Source organism: Peribacillus sp. TH27 (assembly GCF_016650915.1).
Taxonomy (GTDB): Bacteria; Bacillota; Bacilli; order Bacillales; family DSM-1321; genus Peribacillus; species Peribacillus butanolivorans.
Genome location: NZ_JAEKEV010000002.1, coordinates 2,505,160 through 2,529,358 on the forward strand (window position 1 = coordinate 2,505,160; position 24,199 = coordinate 2,529,358).

General features: G+C 39.2%; 23 protein-coding genes and 2 pseudogenes. 8 read left to right on the forward strand and 17 right to left on the reverse strand.

Annotated elements, in window-relative coordinates:
* Positions 1-23: 23 nt before the first annotated feature.
* The 6 genes from JFU24_RS13485 to JFU24_RS13510 all read right to left on the reverse strand — a co-directional run bounded on the left by JFU24_RS13485 (position 24) and on the right by JFU24_RS13510 (position 5,891).
* A complete protein-coding gene (locus tag JFU24_RS13485) occupies positions 24-800 on the reverse strand; it encodes a transporter substrate-binding domain-containing protein (RefSeq protein WP_053344380.1) in 777 nt (258 codons plus the stop codon).
* A 627-nt stretch (positions 801-1,427) separates the two neighbouring features.
* Positions 1,428-1,946: a DUF1456 family protein gene (locus JFU24_RS13490; protein ID WP_053344379.1), complete on the reverse strand. Its 519-nt coding sequence runs from the start codon at positions 1,944-1,946 to the stop codon at positions 1,428-1,430.
* Positions 1,947-2,063: 117 nt separating this feature from the next.
* A complete protein-coding gene (rlmD, locus tag JFU24_RS13495) occupies positions 2,064-3,446 on the reverse strand; it encodes a 23S rRNA (uracil(1939)-C(5))-methyltransferase RlmD (protein WP_053344378.1) in 1,383 nt (460 codons plus the stop codon).
* On the reverse strand, positions 3,443-4,327 hold the full coding sequence (locus JFU24_RS13500) for a DNA-3-methyladenine glycosylase (RefSeq protein ID WP_201250099.1): 885 nt from the start codon (positions 4,325-4,327) through the stop codon (positions 3,443-3,445). The genes rlmD and JFU24_RS13500 overlap by 4 nt, the downstream gene beginning before the upstream one ends.
* A gap of 122 nt (positions 4,328-4,449) precedes the next feature.
* Positions 4,450-5,235, reverse strand: coding sequence for a delta-lactam-biosynthetic de-N-acetylase (pdaA, locus tag JFU24_RS13505; RefSeq protein WP_201250100.1), 786 nt, complete (start codon positions 5,233-5,235; stop codon positions 4,450-4,452).
* A gap of 470 nt (positions 5,236-5,705) precedes the next feature.
* A complete protein-coding gene (locus tag JFU24_RS13510) occupies positions 5,706-5,891 on the reverse strand; it encodes a hypothetical protein (protein ID WP_201183013.1) in 186 nt (61 codons plus the stop codon).
* Positions 5,892-6,002: 111 nt separating this feature from the next.
* Here JFU24_RS13510 and JFU24_RS13515 point away from each other — a divergent pair, with 111 nt between their 5' ends.
* Positions 6,003-6,140, forward strand: coding sequence for a hypothetical protein (locus JFU24_RS13515; protein ID WP_162878737.1), 138 nt, complete (start codon positions 6,003-6,005; stop codon positions 6,138-6,140).
* A 47-nt stretch (positions 6,141-6,187) separates the two neighbouring features.
* On the opposite strand, the gene JFU24_RS13520 is transcribed toward JFU24_RS13515, so the two are convergent.
* Both JFU24_RS13520 and JFU24_RS13525 read right to left on the reverse strand, forming a co-directional pair.
* On the reverse strand, positions 6,188-7,756 hold the full coding sequence (locus JFU24_RS13520; RefSeq protein WP_274606919.1) for a fumarate hydratase: 1,569 nt from the start codon (positions 7,754-7,756) through the stop codon (positions 6,188-6,190).
* Positions 7,757-8,074: 318 nt separating this feature from the next.
* Positions 8,075-8,263, reverse strand: coding sequence for an SE1561 family protein (locus tag JFU24_RS13525; RefSeq protein WP_053344373.1), 189 nt, complete (start codon positions 8,261-8,263; stop codon positions 8,075-8,077).
* A gap of 155 nt (positions 8,264-8,418) precedes the next feature.
* Here JFU24_RS13525 and yfkAB point away from each other — a divergent pair, with 155 nt between their 5' ends.
* Positions 8,419-9,540 carry a radical SAM/CxCxxxxC motif protein YfkAB gene (yfkAB, locus tag JFU24_RS13530; RefSeq protein ID WP_201250918.1) on the forward strand — a complete coding sequence of 374 codons (1,122 nt, stop codon included), beginning with the start codon at positions 8,419-8,421 and terminating at the stop codon, positions 9,538-9,540.
* Between the two features lie 44 nt (positions 9,541-9,584).
* Here yfkAB and JFU24_RS13535 read toward each other — a convergent pair whose 3' ends face one another.
* Both JFU24_RS13535 and cax read right to left on the reverse strand, forming a co-directional pair.
* Positions 9,585-10,400, reverse strand: coding sequence for a YfkD famly protein (locus JFU24_RS13535; protein ID WP_053344371.1), 816 nt, complete (start codon positions 10,398-10,400; stop codon positions 9,585-9,587).
* Between the two features lie 468 nt (positions 10,401-10,868).
* A complete protein-coding gene (gene cax, locus JFU24_RS13540) occupies positions 10,869-11,936 on the reverse strand; it encodes a calcium/proton exchanger (RefSeq protein WP_053347939.1) in 1,068 nt (355 codons plus the stop codon).
* Between the two features lie 190 nt (positions 11,937-12,126).
* On the opposite strand from cax, the gene JFU24_RS13545 reads away from it, so the two are divergent.
* Together JFU24_RS13545 and JFU24_RS13550 are read left to right on the forward strand one after the other, a co-directional pair.
* Positions 12,127-13,293 carry an MFS transporter gene (locus JFU24_RS13545; protein WP_201250101.1) on the forward strand — a complete coding sequence of 389 codons (1,167 nt, stop codon included), beginning with the start codon at positions 12,127-12,129 and terminating at the stop codon, positions 13,291-13,293.
* Positions 13,294-13,628: 335 nt separating this feature from the next.
* Positions 13,629-15,548 (forward strand): heavy metal translocating P-type ATPase, encoded by a 1,920-nt coding sequence (locus JFU24_RS13550; RefSeq protein WP_201250102.1) that lies wholly within the window; start codon positions 13,629-13,631, stop codon positions 15,546-15,548.
* Between the two features lie 223 nt (positions 15,549-15,771).
* On the opposite strand, the gene JFU24_RS13555 is transcribed toward JFU24_RS13550, so the two are convergent.
* Together JFU24_RS13555 and JFU24_RS13560 are read right to left on the reverse strand one after the other, a co-directional pair.
* Complete coding sequence (locus JFU24_RS13555) at positions 15,772-16,611, reverse strand: YihY/virulence factor BrkB family protein (RefSeq protein ID WP_201222252.1); 840 nt, start codon at positions 16,609-16,611, stop codon at positions 15,772-15,774.
* A gap of 16 nt (positions 16,612-16,627) precedes the next feature.
* Positions 16,628-17,029: a YtxH domain-containing protein gene (locus JFU24_RS13560; RefSeq protein ID WP_201222254.1), complete on the reverse strand. Its 402-nt coding sequence runs from the start codon at positions 17,027-17,029 to the stop codon at positions 16,628-16,630.
* A 230-nt stretch (positions 17,030-17,259) separates the two neighbouring features.
* On the opposite strand from JFU24_RS13560, the gene JFU24_RS13565 reads away from it, so the two are divergent.
* From JFU24_RS13565 to JFU24_RS13580, 4 genes are all read left to right on the forward strand, one after another.
* Positions 17,260-17,484, forward strand: a complete 225-nt coding sequence (locus tag JFU24_RS13565; RefSeq protein WP_053344366.1) for a DUF1128 domain-containing protein — start codon at positions 17,260-17,262, stop codon at positions 17,482-17,484.
* Positions 17,485-17,587: 103 nt separating this feature from the next.
* Positions 17,588-18,853 (forward strand): molybdopterin molybdotransferase MoeA, encoded by a 1,266-nt coding sequence (locus tag JFU24_RS13570; RefSeq protein WP_201250103.1) that lies wholly within the window; start codon positions 17,588-17,590, stop codon positions 18,851-18,853.
* Positions 18,841-19,356, forward strand: a complete 516-nt coding sequence (mobB, locus tag JFU24_RS13575; protein WP_201250104.1) for a molybdopterin-guanine dinucleotide biosynthesis protein B — start codon at positions 18,841-18,843, stop codon at positions 19,354-19,356. Before JFU24_RS13570 ends, mobB begins: the two co-directional genes overlap by 13 nt.
* A 12-nt stretch (positions 19,357-19,368) precedes the next feature.
* Positions 19,369-19,611 carry a DUF2164 domain-containing protein gene (locus JFU24_RS13580; RefSeq protein ID WP_201183026.1) on the forward strand — a complete coding sequence of 81 codons (243 nt, stop codon included), beginning with the start codon at positions 19,369-19,371 and terminating at the stop codon, positions 19,609-19,611.
* Positions 19,612-19,680: 69 nt separating this feature from the next.
* On the opposite strand, the gene map is transcribed toward JFU24_RS13580, so the two are convergent.
* From map to JFU24_RS13605, 5 genes and pseudogenes are all read right to left on the reverse strand, one after another.
* The gene (gene map, locus JFU24_RS13585; RefSeq protein ID WP_201183028.1) at positions 19,681-20,427 is read right to left on the reverse strand and encodes a type I methionyl aminopeptidase; all 747 of its coding nucleotides are present in this window, start codon (positions 20,425-20,427) and stop codon (positions 19,681-19,683) included.
* 219 nt (positions 20,428-20,646) lie between these two features.
* Positions 20,647-21,460 (reverse strand): annotated as a pseudogene (locus tag JFU24_RS13590) (transposase).
* A gap of 310 nt (positions 21,461-21,770) precedes the next feature.
* Positions 21,771-22,286 (reverse strand): type 1 glutamine amidotransferase domain-containing protein, encoded by a 516-nt coding sequence (locus tag JFU24_RS13595; protein WP_201250105.1) that lies wholly within the window; start codon positions 22,284-22,286, stop codon positions 21,771-21,773.
* A 161-nt stretch (positions 22,287-22,447) separates the two neighbouring features.
* Positions 22,448-23,653, reverse strand: a pseudogene (gene tnpB / locus JFU24_RS13600) (IS200/IS605 family element RNA-guided endonuclease TnpB).
* Positions 23,654-23,900: 247 nt separating this feature from the next.
* The gene (locus JFU24_RS13605) at positions 23,901-24,191 is read right to left on the reverse strand and encodes a late competence development ComFB family protein (protein WP_242485337.1); all 291 of its coding nucleotides are present in this window, start codon (positions 24,189-24,191) and stop codon (positions 23,901-23,903) included.
* Between the last annotated feature and the right edge of the window lie 8 nt (positions 24,192-24,199).

Below are 24,199 nucleotides of genomic sequence, written 5' to 3' on the forward strand. Positions count from 1 at the left end.
AAGCGCGCCTAATAAGCATAAATCTATTCACCAAGATAAGTTTTTAATATTTCATCGTATGTTCCATCTTTTTTAAGATTAGCAAGACCGTCATTTATTTTTTTCAATAAATCCTGGTTTTGCCCTTTCAATACAGCAATTCCATACTGATCTCCATTCAAACGATCACCTACGATTTTTAACCCAAGGTCTTTTTGAGCAATTGCATAGGAGATAACAGGATAATCTTCTATAAGTGCTTCGGCATTACCGTTTGCTACTTCCTGGAACATAGCTGGACTATCATTAAATTGAACAACTTTAATTCCTAGTTTCTTGGAATTATCCTGTGCATATTTAGCACCGGTTGTCCCTTTTTTCACTGCTATGGTCTTTCCTTTAAGGTCATCGACTGATTTAGTACTTGTATTATCTTTTTTAACAACCACTGTTAATCCTGCATCAAAATACGGCGTTGAGAAATCTACTACCTTTTTTCTTTCCTCTGTAATGCTCATTCCTGCAATAGCGACATCAAGCTGATTGGCTTGCATCGCTGGAATAATTCCACCGAAATCCATTGGAGAAAATTTGATTTTAAAATCCTGGTCTTTTGCTATTGCATTGATTAATTCAATATCAATACCTTTATAGTCGTTTCCCTCTTTAAATTCAAAGGGAGGATATGTCGTATCCACACCAACTTTATATACCTTTTGACTTTTCTCTTTCTCACCTGCATTTTTTTCATCATTGCTTCCACAAGCTGAGATAATGATAGTAAGAATCAAAAACATACTAAATAAACCAAGTTTCTTCATTCAAATCACTCCAATTCTTAAATTATACGTGATAATTAATAATTCTCCCTATAATATAGCATAAGTATAAAGTATTATAATATGAATTTTTTGAATATATATTATTTTCTTTAAATAATATTAATGGATGTTTTTCCTAATCTTGTCTATCTGATGGTAATTAGAAACTGGTATTGAAACGTATACTAAAAAAAGTTTCAATAGAATGGGCTTTTTACAATGAAACACCCTCATTGCTGTACTTCATTTTTCTCCATAATATATAAGGTCGTTCTTTCTCCCCTCTAAAAAAAGTTATGCACAAGGATAGGAGAAAGGCTTGAGGGATTGGGATTTCTCCTTCTTCTCTCCTTCCTTTGTCCACACTTTATGCACAACTTTAATTAGTGTCTACTATTTTATTTTAAAACTAATTTTGTTACTACTTCAACATGTGTAGAGCGTATGTGGCGGAACATTGGATTTTGGTGAAGTTTGCAAAAAATCCTAATTTTCTCAGGGTCATAAATGAGAAATTAGGATTCTTTTATTTCTTATTAACGGTTAAGTAACTTTCCAAAAAAATTGAGCATTGGTATGAGCATCTCATTCATATAGTAGTTTTAGTTCAACTACTTTACTGCTCCCTTATCCCCTATATTTATAAGCTAACCCTTTTAAGAAATTCCTGGCGAATTTATCCCCGCACTCTTTATAATTTCTATGACCAACTTTTCTTAAGATGGCGCTTAATTCTCCTTTAGTTATCATGACTCCTGCTTCATCCAGGATATCAATCATATCCTCGCTTGTTAATGTCAGCGCAATTTTCAATTTCTTTAGCAGAATATTATTCATGCTTTCCTTATTCTTTGCAGTAGGTGCCGGGTTTTCTGGCTGGCCGGGTTTTGGTTCTTGTTTCCCTCTTTTAAAAATGATCAAGCCATTTAAAAAAGATTCCAACATCGTATTGTTACATTTTATACCTTCATCATCCATATCATCGTCGTCGTATTCATCATAGAAACCGTCTTTTGGTTTTGTGAGCATCTGCATGACTTCTTCTCTTGTTACTTCAATATCCCCAAGTTTAAATATCTCTACCATATCTTTATTTTTTATATCCAGCGCATATCTTAATCGAATTAAAATATCATGATTATGCATCCATAAACCTCCTGTATATTTCTTATTTTTTACAGTACCTTCATTATTTCACAAATGGATTGAAATAAACGCAGATGAAAATCCGAGAACCTTTTACAGATTCTCGGATCCTTCTGCTTATTCTTTCCTTTTCAACTTCGTCACAACTTCAACATGACTCGTCTGCGGGAACATGTCCACAGGCTGCATGGATTCTACGTTATATAAAGCGCTCAATTCTTGTAGGTCTTTTGCCAATGTGGATGGGTTACATGATACATACACAATGGTTTTTGGTTTGACCTTTAGGATAGTTTGCAGTAAGGATTGGTCCAGGCCAGTTCTTGGTGGGTCGGCGACTAATACGTCCGGTTTCCATCCTTCTTTGGTCCAGCGCGGCAGGATGTTTTCGGCTTTTCCTGTTTCGTAGTGCATGTTGGTACGTTTGTGTTTTATGGCGTTTTTCTTGGCGTCTTCAATGGATTCTTTGATGACGTCCATTCCGCGAACCTCTTTTGCATCTTCCGATAACCAAAGTCCGATGGTTCCTACGCCGCAATACGCGTCAACGACTTTTTCGGTACCGGTTAGGGCTGCCGCTTTTTTCACTTCGTCATACATGCGGACTGTTTGAACTGGATTAAGTTGGAAAAAAGTACGGGCCGATAGTTCGTACGATAGATCACCCAATGTTTCGTTGATGACTTTTTCGCCAGCCAGATGGATCGTCTTTTCGCCAAAAATAAGTGATGTGTTTTGGTTATTAATATTTTGAACGACCGATTTCACTTCCGGCAGTTGGTCACGAATTTGCTTAAGCAATTGATCTTTTTGTGGAATTTCTTCCGCTCCTGTAACTAAGACCACCTGTACTTCGCCTGTTTCAAAGCCAACTCTTGTAATGACTGTTCGGATCACACCTTTTCTCTTTCTTTCATTATAGATCGAGATATTCAGGTTCTTTAGTATCTTCTTCACCGTACGGGTTACTTTATTAGTAGCCTTGTGTTGGACAAGACAGTTGGGAATATCGATCAAGTTATGGGAGTTCAAACCGTAAAGACCGGCAATCAATTTGCCATCTTTCTGACCGACTTGGTACTGACTTTTGTTACGATAGTTCCAAGGATCTTCCATGCCGATTGTTTCTTGTATATTTAATGAAGAAATCGGGAATTTCGTATGACGTTCCATCGCTTGAATGACGATATCGCGTTTTTCAATAAGCTGTTGACTATAGCTTAAATGCTGTAGTTGGCAGCCACCGCATTCTGCGTAGATTGGGCATGGTGCGGCAATGCGGTGTGGCGATTCTTTCCGGATGGTTTTTATTTTTGCTTCAGAAAAGTTTGGCTGCACTTTTGTAATTAAAGCTACAATTTCTTCACCTGGTAATGCTCCTGGGACGAAGACGACTTTCTTTTTAAAGTAGCCGACTCCCTCTCCGTTTATGCCAAGCCGTTTAATGGTTAATGGAAGGGTTTGATTTACTTCTAGTGTTGTATCTTGCATGTTTGTCATTTCTTTTCACTCCGTTTTTCGATGCTTCTCCACAAATAGAGGGAAGCGTAGCTTAGATATGGAGCCCATTTTTCACTGTAGGTTTCCATTTCTTCTTGGGTTGGCTTCTGCGGTAAGCCGTATAAAAGTTTTATGGCGTTTTGAATGCCAATATCGGCTTTTGGAAAAAGGTTCGGCCTTCCGAGTCCAAAAAGCAGGAAGTTTTCAGCCGTCCATCTACCGATTCCGCGTATTTTTATTAGTATATCCATAACCTCTTGATCGGATAGCTCTGCCAACAGATCAAGATTAAGATGGCCATGAGTGATTTGCTGGGATAGTCCGATGACGTATTCAGCTTTTCGGCCACTGAATTGAATGGCTCTTAACTGTTCCACCTGAAGTTGTGAGGTCGTTTCCGGTGTTGGATAAAACCACACACCATCTATCTGGTTGCCAAATGTTTTCACGAACCGTTCCGTGAGTATATGCGCAAAAGACAAGTTTAATTGCTGATGTATAATGCATTTGACGAGGCAACTGTAATAATCGAAGTCCAAGACTATGGCTGTACCGCGGTGCTCTTCAAAGATTCCCCTTAAATCAGATTTTCGGAAATGCTGGGAAACGCCTTCTAATGGCTGATGCCAATGAAAAACCTTTTTTAACCGTTCGATTGCTTTAGACTTGTATTCCTCTGATTGACCTTTAATGATAAAGGTCGGTTCTTCGATGTTTCCTATTGCCTGAACATGCAAAACGACTGGTTCTTTTTCTATATAAAGCGGAACTTTTACCGTTCTGTTAGTAAAATCAACTACTTGAAGTGGGTCTAACGATAATCGTTCGAGAACAAGGTCGAAATTATATGGTCCCTGGACCTGTAATTTTTCCGTCCACACAAGCGATCCATCCTTTAGCAGTTTTCCACGTATTATAGCATGTTTCCTGAAATATTACTTAAAAATGAGGAGAATGGAAAAAAGCGGGACCTGTAATCTCACTTCAGGTTCCGCTTTTTATTTTAATAAAGCATTCGATTTGGCAGGTGTTTTTCAATCATTAATTCATCCAGACTGCTGAATTTGTATCCTTGTTTTTCAAGATCAGTCAAAATTGAGTCAAGCGCCTCTGCATTATCTTTTGAAACAGTATGCAGTAATAAAATCGCCCCTGGATGAATCTGTTTAAGCACTTCATCATGAGCGTAAGCTGCACCCTTTTGTTGGTCAACGACCCAGTCTTTATAAGCAAGCGACCAGAAAATGTGGTAATATCCTTCTTTTTGTGCGACTTTCATTGTTCTCTCATTGAATACACCACGCGGCGGCCTTAGGTAGTTCATCCCCTGTTGGCCCGTTAATTTTTCAGTTGCTTTTTTAACCCGTTGCAGTTCCGTGCGAATGACTTCATCCGTCACACTGGTCATATCAGGGTGATTCCAGGAATGGTTTCCGACGATATGACCTTCATTCGCCATACGGACAACAAGCTCCGGTGCGGTTTTTAAATAATGACCAGTGACGAAAAAAGTTCCTGGGGCCTTATGTTTTTTTAACACATCTAAGATCTGTGCCGTATATCCATTTTCATAACCATTATCAAACGTTAAATATATGTTTTTTTTCGTTGTGTCACCTTTATAAATTGCTTCATATTTAGGCAGCATTTCATTGAAGTTTTTTCCTGCATCGGCAGGAGTTCCGTTTTTCCCTTTATTGAAGCCCCAATTATAGGACTCCGCAAAAGCCGGACTTGCTAAAGAGCAGATCAAGCAGATAAAAACGGATAGAATCGCCATTTTTTTCATTGGATTATCCCCCATGTTCTTTTTTTCTTAGTGTTTGGAACATGAAGATTTATATGCATGATATTGTCGTAGGTCGAATTTTTCGTGGTGACGGTCGAATTTTTGTTCTGTAGGTCGAATTTTTGCGGTGACGGACGATTTTTCTTCCTGTAGGACGAATTATCTTTCTGTAGGTCGAATTTTTGCGGGTGACGGTCGATTTTTCTTCCTGTAGGACGAATTATCTTTCTGTAGGTCGAATTATCCACGGTGACAGTCGAATTTTTGCCGGTGACGGTCGAATTTTTGTTCTGTAGGTCGAATTTTTGCGGTGACGGACGAATTATCTTTCTGTAGGTCAAATTTTTGCCGATGACGGCCGAATTATTGTTCTATAGGCCAAATTATCCCCGGTTACGGACGAATTCCACAACGAACGAATTCCACGCAAAAAAGGCCTATCCTCCTAAAAGGATTGGCCCCCTATCTATTTACCCTTTAAATAACGCCTGTACCGCCTTCCAAATGATGACGATGGCAAAAACGATAACGGTTACAATTCCAATTACGTCTAAAGTTGGTTCAAGTCCGGAGAAAATCGTGCCTGCCACAGGAAGATGGATGAAAGCAAAACCTGTTAACATTGCGACAAAGAACAATAAGATGCTATTTTGCATTTTACTCCCCCCTTTCTCTTCTAATGTATGAGCAAAGGTGCAAAAAGATTGTACTTTTTTAAGGCAATAATAGCCTTTTTTTTCATATACATTAGCAAGGGGGCGTATACAATGCTGGAATGGGTAATTACGTTAGGCTTTATTGGTTGTCTGGGATTAGGTGCGGGGCTGTTTGTTTATTTTGTGAAAAGTGGATTGAATTTAGGGGATTCAAAAAGGATTGATCCATTGCCGAAAATAGAAGAGTAAGGTAAAAAGACGCTCAACCGAATTGGTGAGCGTCTTTTGCATACATCTTATTTAAATACAGGTTCTTTGAATTGTGACAGTTTTTCTAATGAAGATTGCTGTACGTCTTTATGCAGGCTGTTTCCATGTGAATCCATGGTAACAACTGCGGTAAATCCCTCAACTTTCAGGTGCCACATTGCTTCAGGAATACCAAATTCAGTGAAGTTCACACCTTCGACTGATTTAATGCAGTCTGCATAATATTGAGCTGCGCCACCGATCGCGTTTAAATAAACACCACCGTGTTCGCTTAGTGCTTCTAGTGTTTTTGGACCCATTCCGCCTTTACCGATAACAGCGCGAATGCCAAATCTTTTCATGATATCGCCTTGGTATGGTTCTTCACGAATACTAGTTGTCGGACCTGCAGCTTTCACGTGCCATTTACCTTCTTCGTCCTTAAGCATAACCGGCCCACAATGATAGATAATCTGTCCATCAAGGTCAATTGGTGCAGGGTTTTCAGACAAGTGCTTGTGTATCGCGTCACGGCCAGTATACATTCTTCCGTTAATCCGGACTACGTCACCAACTTTCAGCTCACGGATTTGTTCTTCCGTAATTGGTGCCTGAAGGATGATTTCACGCGGTGCTTCAACTTCAGCTTCTATTGCTGCGGCTACTTCTTCTTTCGCTGCTTTTTCTGCTTCTAGAGCAAAGTCAATTTTCTCACCATCTTGATATAGCCATTCATTGATTTCTCCTGTTTCTGGGCTCACTTTCACACCTAAGCGACGGAAAGCCCAACAGTTATAAGCAACCGATACGAAAAAGCTTGCCGGAATACGGTGCATGACACCAATTTTACAGCCAAGCAGTGTTGTTTCGCCGCCAAAGCCCATTGTGCCAATTCCCAATTCATTTGCCGTCTCCATGATATACTCTTCTAGTTTACGAAGATCCTCATTCGGATTCACATCTTCGTTACTGCGGAAAAGTTGAGCCTTAGCCAAATCATATCCGGATGAACGGTCTCCCCCGATACCAACGCCGATGAACCCTGCGCTACAGCCTTGTCCTTGCGCTTGGTATACGGAATGAAGAACACATTTACGGATTCCGTCTAAATCACGGCCGGCTTTACCTAATCCTTCAATCTCCATCGGAAGACTGTATTGAATATTTTTATTTTCACAGCCACCGCCTTTTAATATAAGACGCACATCAATGTAATCTTTTTCCCATTGATCGAATTTCATGACAGGAAGACCTTCCCCAAGGTTATCCCCACTGTTTTCACCTGACAAAGAGTCAACTGCGTTTGGACGAAGCTTTCCGCCTTTTGTTGCTAAAATGATTGCATTTCGAATTGCTTCTTTTATTTCAAGTTGGTTCACACCAACTGGAGTTTTAATTTTAAATGTCGGCAGACCTGTATCCTGACAAATCGGTGATACATTGTCGTCAGCCATTGTAATATTATTCGTGATTGTTGTTAGGCTTAACGCTGAACGCGTACCTGCATTTTCACGTTGTTTCGCACTTTTGACCGCACGACGAACATCCTTTGGAAGATTCGTTGAAGTTTCAACGATAAGACTGTACATACTTTCTTGGAATTTTTGAATATCCAAATTTCTCTTCCCCCTCTTATTTCCCCTAGATTTAATCATTCACCGCTTCTCTATTAAGAGCGAATGATACAACACCCGTTTTATTATACATCTAACATAATCTTTCGAAAACAAGTAATTAATTTTCTTAATGGAAATCGGTGTAAAGAGAAATAATCAGGGGCGCTAAGATTAGCATAAAGCAAAAAAAACATTCCCAATCATTACCTAATACTGAATAACCATTTTTCTTCATTACATATATAAAGGGATGACGAGTAAATAGCGTCATCCCTTTACGAATATTAATTATAAAAAAATCATACTATCGTACAGATATTATCCTTCTTTGCGCGTTTTAAATTGTTCTACTTTAACTTCCAAATCATCAAGCATGCCGATTAAGCGATCAATATCTTCTAATTCTGTATTTTCTGGTTCAATATGGTCAAGAACCTCCATGAACATCGTGAGGCGTTCTTTTAAGTATGTTAATTGTTCGTTTTTACCTGTAATGGTTTTTCCCATGAGGCACTCTCCTTCCGTTCTTCTTCCATCGTAACGAAATCCTCTTGAAAGTGCAATGGCAAGCTAAAATGAAGCTCTCCGCCATTTGACAATTTTTGTGCCCATTGTTCATAATGGGTTAGTGCATTATTACGTAAGGAGTTTTAAACATGTCTATGATCAAGCAAGATCTTTTAACACCAATCACACCCAAGTATGATCCTTGGGAAGCATATATGGACGTTGAACAATACGGAAAGCTCAGTCTTACCAATGTCGAATTCACAACCACTACCCTTTGCAATATGCGTTGCGAACATTGTGCTGTCGGTTACACACTTCAGCCAAAAGACCCGGATGCTCTTCCTTTAGAATTAATAATTCAGCGCCTCGATGAGATACCATTGCTTCGCTCGCTAAGTATAACTGGCGGTGAACCAATGCTTTCTAAAAAACAAGTGAAAAATTATGTTTTACCTTTATTAAAATATGCTCGTAACCGTGGAGTTCGTACCCAAATCAATTCTAACTTGACCCTTGACTTGGAACGGTATGAGGAAATCATACCCTATTTGGATGTTCTTCATATTTCCCATAACTGGGGAACGATCGATGAATTCATCGATATCGGTTTTGCCATGATGGACCGCAAACCTTCGCGCGAGCAACGAAAAAAATTATTTGATAAAATGATTGAAAATTCCCGTGCCCTGACAAAAGCAGGTGTACTAGTTTCTGCAGAAACGATGCTTAATAAACGCACCTTGCCACATCTTGAGCATATCCACAGACAGATTGTCGATGAAATGGGATGTCAGCGCCATGAAATACATCCGATGTACCCAAGTGATTTCGCCTCAGCACTTGAAACGTTATCATTGGAGAACATGCGCGAGGCGATTCATCATCTACTTGATATTCGGGATGAAAATGTATGGATGCTTTTCGGAACGCTCCCATTCTATCCATGTAACAACAACAAAGAAGAATTAGAGCTGCTTCAGCGGCTTTACAGTGCTAAAAAAGTGACAGTTCGGAATGACCCTGATGGACGCTCTCGTTTGAATGTCAATATTTTTACCGGAGAAGTCATTGTTACCGATTTTGGGGATGCACCCACTTTGGGAAATATCATTGATCAGCCGTTAACCGAATCCTATGAAACATGGATGAATTCGAAGCTGGCCAATGAATTAAACTGCCACTGTTCGTCGGTTAAATGTCTCGGTCCGAATGTTCTTGTCAAAAATGCATATTACCCTAAAGAAGACTTCAGCGTAAGAAAGTCTAATATATGAGAAAAAAACTCGCCAATCAGGCGAGTTTTTTTACTTCACCTTCATTACCGTGGCTGTTGCGAAACAGTAAAGCTGAAGGAAACATGGTCCTGAACTGGTATCCAAGCTCCTATGCCTTGCGAGGTAATATTTTTAATCGTAATCGAGCGTTTATTTCCTTTAAGGTTCAAATATACTTCTCCATAGGTGACCTTACCTTTTTCATTGACGGCAGAAGCATAGCTAGATAAATAACCAATCCGATTTGAAGCAACATTGTATACTTCATCTTTTTTCGTACCAGCTCCAACAATCGTTTCAAAAGCGAGTGGCAAATGGGTCTTTTCCGTAGCTTTTAATAACATCATCTTTTTAACATCCTCGGCCTTAGGAATTTTCGCTGTTAGTCCACCACTCACTGCCTTTTGGTTTTCTTGGACATAACGGATTCTGTATGGAACATCACCGCCGCGATTATCATAGTAATTCATATTGATCTTTTGATATTCCCAATTGGGTGCCGTCTCGGAAGACTCGTAATTCAACGCCCAATGGCCAAGGTAAATGGTCGCCCTGTAACCAAAAGCAAGCGGTGCTTTTGCAATTGCTGATTCATTCAACATATGAATGAGTTCTGGATTTTCAATCTTAATATCCGATGAATCAATCAACTGTTTAGCAAACTCACTCGGCTGCAGCATTGGAAGATCCTGAGTCGAGTTCGGATACGTATTCTCCTTCGCAATATTTAATACGGAAGGTGGGATATTCACCTTGTTCGGAGTTGTTTTATCTCCGGCTGATATAGGGGCTGCAAAACTTACATTCGCCTGAATAAAGGCAGTTAGGGCAAACACTGTAATAAGAATAAGTCGTCTCATGCTGTAGCACTCCTTTAAAAGGTTCAATCATTTTGTTTATAGATTTTGTTTTTCCTCAACATTCTATACATTTCAATAACATGTTGATTTTGTAATAAATTTGTAAAGTTCAGAATATTTACTTTTTTATATAAATCGGTTATACTTAACTTACATTATAAAAAGGAGGCGAAATCGTTCATACCTAATAAACGTTCAGGAGGTATGCTTATCGATCTAAAACACCCTTTTCAAGGATGACAGAAAAACGAATTCGCCACTTACTTAAATTTGATGTAAAAGGATGGTGTAACACTCTAGAATTATTTCTCAACTTTAACAGAAGCATGATGAAAAATTTTGGATTAATTTATGAATGGTAATTTACTAATATAGAAATGACTCTGCTAAATAACCTGGGCAGAGTCATTTTTATGTATCCGCATTTCTCATAAAGAAAGACCTCCCGATTTGGAAGGCCTGACACTCTTATAATAAGTAAAATCCAATCCCCATAATAAAGTAAGCAGCCAACAGGGTAAGCCCTTCAAACCAGTTCGTTTCCCCGTCATTCGAAATCATAATCATCAGAAAGACAGCCGTAACCATAGAAATCAACTCAGGCAATGTGAAAACAAGCGGCATATGTGTTGGATACATTAATGATATCAACACTAGGACAGGAGCAACGAACATCGCTACTTGCAGCGTAGAACCGACTGCAATCTCAACAGCGACATCCATTTTATTTTTATATGCCATAATAACGGCTGATGCATGTTCAGCCGCGTTACCTACGATGGCAACGATAATGACTCCGATAAATAACTCTGTCCACCCGAACGTCTCCCCGACTTCACTGAAAGTATGAACAAGTTTTTCCGATACGTAAGCAACAGCCAATGTAGCAACTGCAAGAATTGTAATGGCCTTTTTCTTGCTCCATTCCGGTATTTCCTCTTCATGTTCCTCATGGGCTTCTCTTTTTTCCGCATGCTGATAAACCCCGCGATGAGTAACTAATTTAAAGAATAATGCTGCTAAGTATAATAAGATTAAAATAATGGAAATTCCGACACTTAACGACATTGTACTTGATTCGCTCATGTTTTGGGTGAACACTTCCGGTATCACGAAAGCAACAATAACGGCGAAGATTAGCAGACCAGCGTTATGCCTTGCATCGAACACATTAAATTTCTGCCGTTTGTACCTCGTCCCCCCAATAAAAAAGGAAAGTCCTGCCACCAACAATAAGTTTCCTAATACCGATCCAGTTAAAGAGGCTAATACGACGCCCACTAGCCCTGCCTTTAATGAAAAAATGGAAATAATCAGTTCCACTGCATTACCAAAGGTTGCGTTCAACAGTCCACCAATCCTTGGTCCCATCACAATCGCTAGACTTTCCGTTGCCCGGCCCATAAAACCTGCGAGCGCTATAATTGTTAAACAATACACAATAAACATGATTACACTCGGCCAATGCATCAAAGAACCTATAACTGATAAAGGGACACCTAAGAGGACGAGCCCCAAAAATATTTTATCCACGATATTTCTCCTCACAATTCTATATGCAATTTAATATGTAACAAAAATTATCATACATAATTTTCCCGAAATGAAAAAGGGGATTTTTAACGATATTCTCTTCTTGTCAACATTTACCCAAATTTCTATTGCTTAACCCTCTCCCCTGGATGTAACATCAACAAGGTATACATATCTTAGGAGACGAAAACTTATGAATCAAAAGCTGCTTATTAGTGTTCTAATTTGTATGGTCGGCATATCTGGATTTTCTCAAGGAATGCTTCTGCCAATTATCGCAATTATTTTCGAAAATGACGGAATTAGCTCTTCCTTAAATGGATTTCATGCTGCGTCACTTTATATTGGGATTCTTTTAATTTCTCCTTTTATGGAAGCACCTCTCCGCAAATATGGCTATAAGCCATTAATATTGTTTGGCGGAATAACTGTAATTCTTTCACTTGCCTTATTTCCGGTCTGGAAATCATTCTGGTTTTGGTTTGCTCTGCGTTTTTTCATCGGAATCGGTGATCATACCCTTCACTTTGCTACCCAGACATGGATTACCGCTATTTCCCCTTCAGCAAAGCGCGGAAGGAATATCGCTATTTATGGACTATTTTTCAGTCTTGGTTTCATGGTTGGTCCGCTAATGACGAAGCTTCTGGAGATTAATCAGTCTTTGCCATTCATCATTACATCCATACTAAGCCTGCTTACGTGGATGACTGTATTCCTGATTAAAAACGAGCTTCCTGAACAAGATGAATCAGAAAGCACATCATTCTTCGGTACACTTAAACGGTTTACGAAAGTGAGTCGCATCGCATGGGTCGCCTTTTTACTTCCATTCACCTTTGGTGTACTTGAATCCTCATTGAATAGTAACTTTCCAGTATTCGCATTGCGCTCTGGAATTGATTTAACCGCAGTATCGCTTATCATTCCAGCATTTTCAGGTGGTACTTTGCTTTCACAGATTCCGCTTGGAATGCTCAGTGACCGATTTGGCCGACGAAAAATCTTGCTGATCATTCTTTTTTCAGGCTTTACCGTATTTACTCTAGCTGGAATTGTTTCATATTCCGTAATCGGTCTGTTCATTTTCTTCCTGCTTGGCGGGATGATGGTGGGTTCGACTTTCTCTTTAGGAATCAGTTATATGGCAGACCTTTTGCCTCGCAACCTATTACCTGCAGGAAATCTGTTATGCAGCATCTTCTACAGTCTCGGCAGCATTGGTGGTCCGTTTTTCGGTGGTTTAGTCATCGAATACTTACAAGGAGGTAATTTTTTCTATCTAATTAGTATAATGCTTCTTCTTGTCTTTATTTCACTGGTGCTATTTAAGGAAAAAATGCCTGCTCCAAGCTTGTAGTATAGTTTATTATCTGAACTACTCCATTTATTATTCAATTTGTATTGTTTTTATCATATAGTGGTCAAATGATATAATTTATGGTTCTTTATATTTTTTCCTACATTAGAATCATTCTTCTTTATTTTTGAATAGGATATGTGTTAATATAATATTAATAAAAAGAACATCACGTTAATAAACCTTTGAAATCGTTGCTGTCATCGCAATTTTGGTGACAGCTTTCATATTTTACTCAGAGAAATGACGTTGATTATCTTTCTCAATTAGATATTATACAAATGATAATCTATATCATTTACACAAAAATAGAAAAGAATATGGGAGGGAATCTTATGACCACTGATACTAAACAATTAACACAACCGACTGCATGCGAAACCTCTTGGTTGGAAAAAGTAAAACCCCATCTAGAACTTATTGCCGCATTGTTTAGCGGTGTATTAATATTATTAGGCTGGGTGCTTTCTAAGAATGGACTTGAAACTCCTTCTATCGTTATATATTTAGCTTCCTTCCTAATCGGCGGTTATGCTAAAGCAAAAGAGGGAATTGAAGATACGTTTGCCGATAAGGAATTGAATGTTGAGATGCTAATGATTTTCGCGGCCATCGGTTCTGCGATTATCGGATACTGGACGGAAGGCGCGATTTTAATTTTCATCTTTGCTTTGAGCGGGGCGCTTGAAACATACACAATGAATAAAAGTCATAAAGAAATTTCAGCACTTATGGATTTACAGCCGGAAGAAGCGCTGCGAATCACAAATGGATATGAAGAAACCGTATCCGTTTCCCTGCTACAAGTCGGGGACCTAATTTTGGTAAAACCAGGTGAAAGAATACCCTCTGATGGAAAAATCACGGACGGACGTACCAATATTGATGAAGCGGCGATCACTGGCGAATCTATTCCAGTTAGTAAGTCATTGGATGATGAAGTATTTGCGGGAACAGTGAATCTGCGTGGAACGATTACCGTAGAAATTACAAAACCAGCAAATGAAACATTATTTCAAAAAATAATTACTCTCGTTCAATCTGCACAAAGTGAAAAGTCTCCTTCTCAACTGTTCATTGAACGTTTTGAAGGAACCTATGTAAAAATTGTTTTAACCGTTGTCGCTTTGATGTTGTTCGTACCGCATTTTGTATTAGGGTGGAGTTGGACCGAAACATTTTACCGGGCAATGATTTTGCTTGTTGTTGCTTCACCTTGTGCCCTCGTAGCTTCTATTATGCCAGCTACGCTATCTGCCATCTCTAATGGTGCTCGTCATGGAATTCTATTTAAAGGCGGTATCCATCTTGAGAATCTTGGCAACTTGAGAGCAATTGCCTTAGATAAAACCGGAACATTAACAAAAGGAAAACCAGAGGTAACGGATGTAATTATCCGTGAAGATTTAAACGAAGAAGATTTCCTATTCCATATTGCATCTGTTGAAAATTATTCGAACCATCCTTTGGCAACATCAATTGTGCGCTACGCTAAAACTAAATTAGTTAAAGACATCATTAAACCGGATAATATGGAAGATATCTCAGGTAATGGGGTTCAAGCATATTTCAACGGAGTGCTTTGGCAAGTAGGAAAAGCTGATTTCGTCGGAAGAAGTGAAGCCGAACAATTTCAAAACGGTATTGCACTAACACTAGCTGAACAAGGAAAGACGATAGTTTATGCAAGAGACAATCAAGGTATTGCCGGCATTCTTACATTGAAAGACGTGGTGCGTGAAGAAACGATTACTGCTATCGAAGCATTGAAAAATGAAGGCATTCATACCGTTATGCTGACAGGCGATGGTGAAAAGACCGCTAAAGCGATTGCATCTGAGAGCCATATCGATGCATATATTGCTGAATGCTTACCTGAAACTAAGGTTACTGAAGTGAAAAAGTTGAAAGAACAATACGGTACTGTAGCAATGGTTGGAGATGGAATTAATGATGCACCTGCACTTGCAACTGCTTCTGTCGGGATTGCAATGGGCGAAGGCACAGATGTTGCGTTGGAAACAGCGGATGTTGTCCTAATGAAGAATGACCTACCGCGTATTGCCGAAGCAGTAAGGTTATCTAAGAAAATGAACCGAATCATTAAACAAAACGTCGTTTTCTCGATTTCTGTCATTATGGTTCTGATTGCATCCAACTTCCTTCAATTCCTCGACCTTCCATATGGCGTAATTGGCCATGAAGGAAGCACCATTCTAGTTATTCTGAACAGTTTAAGATTATTGAAAAACTAAACAAAAAAGGGAGCCTATAAGGCCCCTTTTTTTGTGTTCATTCTACTTAGTGATAGCCGTTTTTCCCATTAGCAGAACCTGACGTTTTATGGTTCGAACCTTTTTTTCCTTTTTGCTTTTTGTTGCTTTTACCCATGAAAGAATTCCTCCCTACTACTAAGTCGTCATTTCTTGATTAGCATTAGCTGCAGGACTTATAGCTATTACGGGAACTTTAGGAAGCTCATTCACATTTTGGCTGTTCTTTATTACTTATGAGTGCATTAATTTCCCCGCCTAGAATTATGATTAGCCCTGATAAGTAAAACCAGACCATTAACACGATTATCCCACCAAGGCTCCCATAAGTTGCAGAATAATTTGCGAAGTACGCTACATAAAAAGAAAATAAAAAGGAAACGAGACTCCAGCCAGCCGTGGCAAAAATAGCACCCGGAAGCACTGTCAGGCATTTCAACTTTTTGTTGGGCGCTATCAAATAGAGGATCGTAAACACGATAAATAATACAATTGTGCTAATCACCCAGCGCATATGATTCCAAATCGACAAAAATTCGTCAGATAGCCCAAATTCGGCAAATAAAAATATACCTATCTGCTTTCCGAATACAGGAAGCAACAAAGCGACAATAAAAACAAAAATCATCGCTAATGTGAGAATAATCGACATTCCCCGGGAAATAAAGTAAGTTCGACTTTCTTTTACACCATATGCGTGATTAAAGGCTTTAATAATTGCATTCATTCCATTAGATGCTGACCATATTGTTCCGATGACACCAAACGACAATAAGGTACTATTCCCTTCCATAACTTCTGCTAGATTTCCCTCAATGATTGCCATAGAACCATCTGGTGCATATGAACGGACTATACGTAAAATATCTTCCTGTGAAAATGGCAGGTAGGCCAATAAAGTAAATAGGAAAATAAGTAACGGAAACAGGGAAAGTAAAAAGAAATAGGACAGCTGGGCGGCAAGTCCCGACACATCATCCACTTGTAACCGTTTTATGAAAGTTTTGAAGAATGACCATTTCAACCATTCTTTTTTATCGGCCATACCTCCACCTCATTATCTAATTTAAGGGAATACGCTCTTCTAAATCATGGTTTGAAGACGATTCTTGCTGTCCTTCCGCAGAGAAGACCTCTTTCGTCTCCATCACAACATGCGCAACTTGCGATGGAATATCTTTCATCTCCTCTACTCTTTGGGAAATGAAGGATACATCATCGGAAATTTTTTCAACTGTGGCACGAACTTTTGAAGATGTTTCACGTACTTGAGTTAGGATTCCATTGGGGTTTTTCACTAGTTCTTTCATATTATTCATGCAACTTTTGCTGTTTGCCAATACGGAACTTCGCGTGTTTTTATCAAAAAGACTAACAGCAGCCCCAGCTAGAGCCCCTATAAAAACCGCTTGCATAAATTTACTTTTCTTTGCACACTTATATTCTTCACGAATGTTGCTCATATATTCTCCTCCTCGTCATATATTAGTCGATGGGTAATGGTGGTTATCTCCATTATACAGTGTTTAAAAAAGTTTTTTCCTATCTTTTCCCAAACATGCTCACATTAAAACGCGAGACAATCAAGTAAATCGGAGATAATGCGTCGTTTTCCTACTGAATATTCATTGACTTATAGGGGTAATCATGCAAAGATGAAAATAATTTAGAAACGTGTGAAAGGATGAGGGAAATGGATTTAACACAAAATACAGCCGAAAGTGTCGAGTTTATGGTAGAAGCAATCAAGGATAAACTAAAAGTAATGAACTTCGGAGCAATCAAATCCACCCATTTCGATATCGAAATGTATGAAGAACTTCATGATATTTATAAAATGGTGATGAAAAAAACAAACTTTAGTGTCCGTGAAATGGAAGCAATCGCTGAAGAACTTGGAAGACTCCGTAATAAATAACATCCAAATCCTCCCATAATGGTGAGGGTTTTTTATTTATTAAAGAATTCTGCTAAATTTGTTATAGTGAATATTATTGGACAATCAGACAGGAGTTGTAGGTATGGTAGAAAGAAGAACGCCCATTAGTCTCGCAGATGCAGTAGAAAAAGTGATGAAACATAAATTAGAAGGACAGGTGGAAATAGTTGCTCTTGAGGAAAGTCATTATCGTTTTTTAGCTCAAGATATTATAGCCACAAATGATGTTCCACATTTCAACCGTTCACCGTATGATGGTTTTGCCCTCAGGTCTGAAGATACGGCTGAAGGTTCCCTTAATAATCCGCTCGAATTCGAAGTGATAGAAGAGTTGGCTGCAGGGATGGTTTCTACTCTTCCTGTGCAACAAAGCCAGGTAGCAAGAATCATGACTGGAGCCCAGATGCCAGATGAATGTGATGCAGTTATTATGCTCGAGCTCACCAAGGAATTTGAAAAGGACGGGAAGAAATACATATCCTTTAAACGCTCTCTTAACTCAGGCGAAAATGTGTCTTTCAAAGGAGAGGATGCAAAAAAAGGTGATATTCTTGTCAAAAAAGGCACAATGATTAATCCAGGCATCATCGGCTTGCTTGCTACATTCGGTTACGCTGAAGTTCCAGTTGCCAAAAAGCCTGTCGTCGGCTTATTTGCTACAGGGTCAGAACTTCTAGATGTCAGTGAACCATTGCAACCGGGAAAAATTCGCAACAGCAACTCTCATGCCATCTCCGCCCAAATTCAGAGAGCAGGAGGAGAAGTTCGTTTTTATGGAAAACTTAAGGATGAATTTGACTTAAGCTATGAGGCGATTTCCTCAGCCTTGGAGGAAGTCGACCTTCTCATTACAACGGGGGGCGTCTCCGTCGGTGATTTCGACCTTCTCCCTGACATTTACCAGAAAATAGGAGCTAATGTTTTATTCAATAAAGTAGCCATGCGCCCTGGCAGTGTAACAACAGTTGCTGTATTTAATAATAAATTTCTATTCGGCTTATCTGGTAATCCATCTGCCAGTTATGTCGGCTTTGAGTTATTTGCAAGACCGATTATTCGAACCATGCTGTTTTCTGAGCAGCCTCATTTACGAAAAGAAAAAGCGCAATTGGCTGAGGATTTCTTAAAGCCCAATCCCTTCTCACGGCTTTTGCGAACTCGTTTATTTTTCGAATCTGGCCAACTGAAGGTTATCCCTAGTGGTGTAGATAAATCCAATATAACAACAAGCCTTGCAGGAGCAAATTCACTAACCGTATTACCTGGAGGCACTCGTGGATTCAAAACTGGCGATATCGTGGACGTCCTTCTTCTTGATGACCAAGAAGGATGCGTATGGCCTTGGTGAAACCATTTATATTTCAAGTGGTCGGCTACCAAAATAGAGGAAAAACGACTTTCATTACGAATATAATTGAGAAGCTTCGCGCAGTAAACTTGGAAACAGCCGTATTAAAGCATCATGGGCATGGCGGAAAACCCGATCATACAAGTATAAAGGATTCGACCAAACACTTTCAGGCTGGGGCAGCTGCATCACTTGTTGAAGGAGACGGGACGATTGAATTACTTGGCAACTTTAGAAATGGAACCTCTATAGCAGAGCTGATTCAATTCCTGGCTCTTTTTCATCCCGACGTGATTTTGATCGAAGGATACAAACAGGAAGACTTTCCTAAGGTAATTCTAATCAAAGAGGAAAATGACCTTCTATTACTAAAACAGCTTAATAATATCAAAGCAATTATTGCTTGGCCTGACTGTTTGGAGCAATCAATGAGCAATGCTTCAGTACCCGTCTTCCCTTTAAATTCGGATCATTTCATTTCATGGTTTTTAGAACAGATATGAAGGAGTTTTTTTATGTTTATTCAATTTCCCTTAGAAAAGCGACGCGCGATGATTGAACGCATTCAAGAGTATGTCTACCAGGAGAATGGTGAAAAAATTGGCGAAATTGCTGCTGAAAACCACTTACAATTCATTCTCGACAACATCGCTCCCTTTATATATAACGAGGGCATTAAAGATGCTAAAACAGTAATTGAGGACCGAATTGGGAACATCGAAGAAGATTTATATTCATTGGAACGACCAATTAAATGAAATGAAAAAAACAGCATCAATTTCCGATGCTGTTTTTTTCGCTTTTTAGGAGATAAGATAACCAAATCATTATTGTTCCGTTAAAATAAGTGGACCGTTCTTTGTGATGGCAATCGTATGCTCATATTGAGCCGAGTATTTCCCGTCTGCAGTAGAGGCGGTCCAACCATTCGCATCCCTGCTGGCTTTATATGTACCTACGTTCACCATCGGTTCAATTGTGAATACCATGCCCTCTTTTAGGCGCGGCCCTTTATTTGGCAATCCATAATGCGGAACTTGAGGCTCTTCATGAATAACATTTCCAATCCCGTGGCCGATAAAATCACGGACGACAGAGAAGCCTTCCGCTTCTACATATGATTGAATAGCATGACCAATGTCGCCAATACGATTGCCTTCTACAGATACTTCAATCGCCTTATATAAAGATTCCTTTGTCACATGCAGTAAGTGTTCCGTTTCCTTTGAAACCTTACCGACCGGGTACGTCCAGGCAGAGTCTGAAAGCGCGCCGTTATAATTAACAACCATATCAATTGTTACGATATCGCCATTTTTCAAAGGTGTCTTTCGAGGAAAACCATGACAGATTTCTTCATTGATGCTTGCGCATGTCGCATATTCATACCCTTTGTAACCCTTTTGTTCTGGCTTCGCCCCATGTTTCTTTAAAAACCCTTCAACAAATTCTTCAATTTCCCATGTTGTCACACCGGGTACAATTAATTTTGCAATTTCCCTATGACAAGCTGCCAAAATTTTACCTGAGTCATGCATCGCTTGAATCTCACGTGCAGATTTTAATACGATCAATCGTTACACTTCCTTTTTTTTCGTCTCTCCTTTTATTTTACTGCAAAGATGGAAGTATATGAATCCTTAAAACCATTATTAAAGAAAAAATCCCGACGGCGTCGGGATTTCAGTTTGTAGACAAAAGGGGTCCAGAATGTTTTAATTCTGGACCCCTTTTGAAATTCCCTTTGAATTTTGATCAAGATTAAGAGATTGGGCCTCTACGAGCCCACTTTATTAAGCCATTATTGGACCTTGCCATGTCCAATTGGCAATTTTCTTTAAATTTATGGCAGCGAATGTAAGCATCGCCTGCATCGACAATTTTTTAAGTCCCCTTAAAGTAGTCCAACGCATACCATGCTTTTCTTTTGCATCTGCGAATACACGCTCTATTGTTTCTTTGCATTTCGCATATATAGGTTTTACATCCTTGTGGTGACGCAGATGATCTGCTTCTTCCATATAATTTTGCCAGATATGGCGTGTCACCACTTTTTGATGGTCTTTGCTTACTGTACACTGTGATAAAAATGAGCATGTCGCACAAGTGTGTTTGGGTGATTTGTACTCGCGATAGCCCTCGTAAACATAGTCATGCTTGCGAAAGAACCCTTCTTTTGTTCGTGGACGTGTATAGGGTAAAGCTGGTGTGGAAAACCTGAAGCTGTTGCCGCAGATGCAGCTTACAAAACACCAGCCATTACAAGCTACGCTCATAATTTTTCCCGAACGTTGAGAAGTGAGGTACTTTATCATGGAAACCGTAACCTGAAAACCAACGGTAAGCCATATTCGTTTCAACTTCTTCAATCGTTTTACGCATCGAACGAATACCGAAGGTATATTGAATGAATGTCAATTTAACTAAAATAACTGGATCAATACTTGGGCGGCCTATCTCTGAATACATCTCTTTCACCAAGTCATAAATGAAAGTGAAGTCAATGGCCCCCTCAATTTTACGAACCAAATGGTTCGCTGGCACCAGTTGGTCCAAAGTAATCATTTCAAGTTGATCTCGCTGAATAGAATTATGTTTCGAAAGCATCGTCATCACCTCAAGTTTTAATACTCCTATATTAAAACAAAAAAGACTGTAGGAAAAAGTGTTTATTTCTAATTGTTAAAACAAAGTTGATTGGAACGGAAGGTGCGAGACTCCTGCGGGAAAAGCGTGTCCAAGGGAGACCCCACAGGCGCAAAGGCGCCGAGGAGGCTCCCTGACCGCCCGCGGAAAGCGAGTGCCTGGAGTGGAAATCAACGTTCGAATTTTTACAACCCCTCAAAAAAACTGTAGACAAACTCGATTTTCATCGAGTTTGTCTACAGTCTGAAATCCCGACGGCGTCGGGATTTTTTTATTTCAATAATCTAAGTGACTCTCGATTAAAGGCTGGGATATCTTCTGGTGTCCTGCTGGTGACAAGTTGATCGCCGCAAACAACGACTTCTTTGTCTAAATATGTAGCACCTGCATACTCCATATCTACCTTAATAGATTTATACCCTGTTGCATGACGTCCTTCAAGTGTTTTGGCAGTAATCAGCAACTGTGGTCCATGACAGATTGCAAATACAGGTTTTTTTTCATCCATGAACGATTTTGCGAACGTTACGAAGCGTGCATCTGCACGTAGCTGGTCTGGGGAAAAACCTCCAGGAATGAACAAAGCATCAAACTCCTCTGGTTTTACTGAATCGATGCTTTCATCTATTGTGACTTCGACTTCACCTTGTTTGCCTTTAACATTTTTCCCTTGTTCCATTTCAATCGTAGTTACCGTATGGCCGGCTTCCTCAAATGCTTTTGCCGGTTCACTGTACTCCGAGTCTTCAAACATATTCGTTACTACACATGCGATTTTTTTACTCATAAAAAATTCATCTCCTCCATTTTTAGATCGAATGAACTTACTCCATTTATGTTCCCTCATGTAGAATAAATAAACACTTGAACTACCCACCACTTATCGACCTTACGGTCCGATTGAAGTGGGGGATTCCTAAGAACATTAGCCTATCGGCCAATTTTTAATTAGGCTACTCCCGTAGTTCCTACGGTTAGAAGCCTTAAGGCTTCATTCATTAGATTGAGTCCTGCGTTAATATCTCGATCGTGGCAAGTAGAACAAAAAGGACAATCCCATTCACGAAGATTCAGATGTTTAACGTCTTTATTTTGGTAACCGCAGCTAGAACACAATTGGCTAGAAGCAAACGTTTTAGATACGGTCACGATTTGTTTACCATACCGTTTTGCTTTGTATTCCAACATTTTTTTGAATTGGTACCAAGATACTTCACTAATAGCTTTAGCTAGTTTTTGATTTTTCATCATATTCGACACTTGCAAGTCTTCCATTCCAATAACATCGTGGTTTTTAATGATTTCGGTAGAAACTTTATGTAAGTAATCCATTCGGGCATTTGAAATTTTTTCGTGTAGGATAGCCACTTTTCGTTTTTGTTTTTGATAGTTTTTGGCTTCAGCCAATGGTTTATTTTGATTCAAGGCTATTTCTTGTCGCCTTGAAAGAATCCGTTGTGCTTGGGACAATTTCTTTTCGACCGTCCGGAAGAATTTTGGGTTTTGATAGACCGTACCATCTGAAAGAATAGCAAAGTTCTTCAAACCAACATCTACACCGCACGAACGATTCGTTTTAGGAAGTACTTGTACATGGGTTTCGGCTAAAACGGAAATGAAATATTTACCCGAAGGGTTCCGCCTAATTGTGGCATTGATGATTCGCCCTTCGACTTCGCGGCTTTTAGCAAAACGAACTAGACCGAGTTTTGGCAATTTGATTTTGTTTCCAAAAATTCCAATATTCCCATTCGTATGTTTAGTCGTATAGGACTGGATAGGATTCTTTTTCGATTTGAAGCGTGGTGACTTGTTTTGCTTTTTATAATATCAACTATAGGAATCTGCTAAATTTTCCACCGATTTCTGTAAGGCAATACTGTCTACTTCTTTCAGGAAAGAGTACTCTTTCTTTAAAGCTGGAAGTTCTTTGATTGTTTCGTATTTATTCAGAAAAGAACCTTTCCGTTCATTAGAGGGTAATTGGCCGTTCTGCTTCATTTCTTCACAAATATACCAGTAGGCATCTTTCTCCTTTTGTTTGCCTAAAAAGAAGTTATAGACAAAACGGGAGCAGCCGATCGTTTTATTGATTAGAACTAGTTGTTCTTTAGTTGGATAGATTCGAAATTTATAAGCTTTGTTTACGACCATTGGTTTCACCCCCTTATAGTTATTATTAACCATCGAATGTACGTTTGCAAAAAGATTACTTTGGCTTATGCCAACCGCCATTCATCTCCCCCTTACCGTTGTGCTCTCGCCCTTCACACGCTTTAAGAGGGAGTCTTCTGGTGGGAAATGATAAAAAATAATAATGTCCTCCATATATATACCAATAACTCTCGTATAAGGTTATTAAATTTATAGATGATTTTTGATCCAAGACTCTGAGCTCCTGTCATGTTCTATTCTGATTATGTTTGGGGAATTTACCTACCACATGTATGGCACTAATAAGTCTTTTGTTAATCCACTTTCGGTTTTCATCTGTATTCAAGTTTTCAAATATCCGCTTCCGCCCTTCTTCCGTTGTTACATAATAATTGGGCAGGGCATTCAAAGATAATGTGATAATGTCATTCTTACATTTGTTGCACGAGCAAAACGTTTGATATTCCATTCCAGCCATTAAAATCTGCACCCAAGTCACAACAATCTCTTCCATAACATTTGTATATTCTCTTTCCATACATACTC

Excerpts from the sequence above, each read along its gene's own strand:
- JFU24_RS13565 (WP_053344366.1), top strand. The coding sequence starts at position 17,260 with ATGGATTTAACACAAAATACAGCCGAAAGTGTCGAGTTTATGGTAGAA.
- rlmD (WP_053344378.1), bottom strand. The coding sequence starts at position 3,446 with ATGACAAACATGCAAGATACAACACTAGAAGTAAATCAAACCCTTCCA.
- JFU24_RS13515 (WP_162878737.1), top strand. The coding sequence starts at position 6,003 with ATGCTGGAATGGGTAATTACGTTAGGCTTTATTGGTTGTCTGGGATTA.
- JFU24_RS13605 (WP_242485337.1), bottom strand. The coding sequence starts at position 24,191 with ATGGAAAGAGAATATACAAATGTTATGGAAGAGATTGTTGTGACTTGG.
- JFU24_RS13485 (WP_053344380.1), bottom strand. The coding sequence starts at position 800 with ATGAAGAAACTTGGTTTATTTAGTATGTTTTTGATTCTTACTATCATT.
- JFU24_RS13580 (WP_201183026.1), top strand. The coding sequence starts at position 19,369 with ATGTTTATTCAATTTCCCTTAGAAAAGCGACGCGCGATGATTGAACGC.
- pdaA (WP_201250100.1), bottom strand. The coding sequence starts at position 5,235 with ATGAAAAAAATGGCGATTCTATCCGTTTTTATCTGCTTGATCTGCTCT.
- JFU24_RS13570 (WP_201250103.1), top strand. The coding sequence starts at position 17,588 with ATGGTAGAAAGAAGAACGCCCATTAGTCTCGCAGATGCAGTAGAAAAA.
- JFU24_RS13510 (WP_201183013.1), bottom strand. The coding sequence starts at position 5,891 with ATGCAAAATAGCATCTTATTGTTCTTTGTCGCAATGTTAACAGGTTTT.
- JFU24_RS13550 (WP_201250102.1), top strand. The coding sequence starts at position 13,629 with ATGACCACTGATACTAAACAATTAACACAACCGACTGCATGCGAAACC.
- JFU24_RS13560 (WP_201222254.1), bottom strand. The coding sequence starts at position 17,029 with ATGAGCAACATTCGTGAAGAATATAAGTGTGCAAAGAAAAGTAAATTT.
- yfkAB (WP_201250918.1), top strand. The coding sequence starts at position 8,419 with ATGATCAAGCAAGATCTTTTAACACCAATCACACCCAAGTATGATCCT.
- JFU24_RS13490 (WP_053344379.1), bottom strand. The coding sequence starts at position 1,946 with ATGCATAATCATGATATTTTAATTCGATTAAGATATGCGCTGGATATA.
- JFU24_RS13525 (WP_053344373.1), bottom strand. The coding sequence starts at position 8,263 with ATGGGAAAAACCATTACAGGTAAAAACGAACAATTAACATACTTAAAA.
- JFU24_RS13535 (WP_053344371.1), bottom strand. The coding sequence starts at position 10,400 with ATGAGACGACTTATTCTTATTACAGTGTTTGCCCTAACTGCCTTTATT.
- JFU24_RS13545 (WP_201250101.1), top strand. The coding sequence starts at position 12,127 with ATGAATCAAAAGCTGCTTATTAGTGTTCTAATTTGTATGGTCGGCATA.
- JFU24_RS13595 (WP_201250105.1), bottom strand. The coding sequence starts at position 22,286 with ATGAGTAAAAAAATCGCATGTGTAGTAACGAATATGTTTGAAGACTCG.
- JFU24_RS13555 (WP_201222252.1), bottom strand. The coding sequence starts at position 16,611 with ATGGCCGATAAAAAAGAATGGTTGAAATGGTCATTCTTCAAAACTTTC.
- mobB (WP_201250104.1), top strand. The coding sequence starts at position 18,841 with ATGGCCTTGGTGAAACCATTTATATTTCAAGTGGTCGGCTACCAAAAT.